The organism is Bartonella sp. AP4SXKL, assembly GCF_042195845.1.
Taxonomy (GTDB): domain Bacteria; phylum Pseudomonadota; class Alphaproteobacteria; order Rhizobiales; family Rhizobiaceae; genus Bartonella.
In genome coordinates, this window is sequence record NZ_JBHIPA010000048.1 from 1 (window position 1) to 1,786 (window position 1,786).

At 35.8% G+C, this 1,786-nt stretch carries 1 protein-coding gene and 1 pseudogene; both read left to right on the top strand.

Annotated features, from left to right (window positions below; genetic code table 11):
- Positions 1–165: pseudogene (locus ACFIMI_RS09570) on the top strand (ABC transporter substrate-binding protein); the annotation flags it as partial.
- A gap of 908 nt (positions 166–1,073) precedes the next feature.
- On the top strand, positions 1,074–1,786 hold a 713-nt coding region (locus tag ACFIMI_RS09575), incomplete at its 3' end, for an ABC transporter substrate-binding protein (RefSeq protein WP_375621876.1).

Consider the following 1,786-nt stretch of genomic DNA (forward strand, 5'->3'; position numbering starts at 1 on the left):
AAAAAACGGGCGCAAATGTATGCTGATTTACAACGTGATTTTATGCAGAAAGGGCCTTATGCTTTTATCTATCAGACATATGTTTCTGTAGCGATGACACCTGATGTCAAAAAATGGGTTTGGAATAGTGCACCACGTATTTTTTATAGTGCAATTGAAAAATAAAAAGGTATCAGGTTTATAAAATATAAAAAAACATGGTCATGATATATTTGATGTATTGCAAAGCTCTTTAATACTTTGCAATACGTTGAATTCTATCGGGAATGGATTACCATGTTGTGTAGAGAATTTTGTTTCAAAACATTCTATTGGGAAGAGAGGTTATTTATTTCGATAAATTCTACGTATATAGATATTAATATTTGATATTTCAATTTATATGTATAAAAAGTAATAAATTTGTTTGTTGCAAAAGACAGGTGTAACGAATAAAGCAAAATTTAGTGTTTCTGAAAAAATGGGGACTTTATAAAATGTTTTGGTGAGAAAAACTGTTGTATGCGGGTACGTGGGGAAACATCAAGCTACTCTTCTCATACCTCAGGTTACATTCCTTATGACTTAAAATATGATAATCTATAGGTTCGAAGCTGTTATTTGATACGGAGTTATAATAAAGTTCGAATTTTCTTCTGAAGAAGGGTGAAAATGGTTACGAAAAAATTTATTCAGGATCATCAAAATATCAAATTGTTTTGAGGCTTTTGAAGCAATTAGAGTAGCGCTTTGATGATACTTTTTAGAAAATCGCAAGAAGAAACTTGAAAAAGAAATCTTTTTAATGAAGCAAGGAAGGATTTTGGTCTGATATGCTCTGAATTATAAGTGCCGTGATGTCGTGTGCTATCGTGCGTGATAGCTTCATTTTAATCAGATCGTTTTGCGTTGCATATGTTCGTTTGTTCTATACGTATTTGGGAGGGAAGGAGCTTTTGAAAAGTGGCTGCTGCTTTTAGAGATTTTGATATTTTACCTCTAGGAGGCGTGTTTTCTAAGCATGATCTTATCATTTTTGCATGTTGTCACATGAGAAGTTATACAATAACCTTAAATCTTAAAAGGAAAATTCTATGAACGGGAAAAGAAAAATATTGAAAAAGGGCAGTTCTTTTGTTTCTGCTGTTCTTGCAATGGGGATGTTTGTGCAACAAGTTTCAGCGAAAACACCTGCCGATACGCTTGTGATGGCTTGGAATCTTGATACAATAAGTACATTTGATCCCGCACAAATCAATGACCGTTATGGTAATGAAGTTCTTGTTAATGTTTGTGATAATTTAGTCGTTTCTGCTACAGATGATGCTGCTAAAATGGTTCCTTCTTTAGCGAAGAGTTGGGATGTTTCAAGTGATGATCAGAGTACGGTGATTACTTTTCACTTGCGTGATGGTTTAAAGTTCAATGATGGTCGTCCTGCGAATGCTAATGATCTTATTTGGAGCATGAAGCGGGTTGTTCAATTGAAGATGGCTACTGCGGCGACATTTAATGAATATGGGATTACAGAACAAAACGTTGATGAGGCTTTTCAAGCACCGGACGACAAAACGGTTGTGATGAAATTTGATAAACCTTATCCAGCAGAGCTCATTCTTAGCCATTTTGCCACTAGTCGTACTCTTGCTTTGCTTGATCGTGAGACACTCATGAAACACGAAAAAAATGGTGATATGGGAAACCGGTATTTGGCAAGCCATTCTGCTTGCGTTGGTCCTTATCAGCTAGAGAGTTGGCGCCCTGGAGAAGGAATTTTGTTGCGTGCAAGCTCCAATTATTGGGGGGA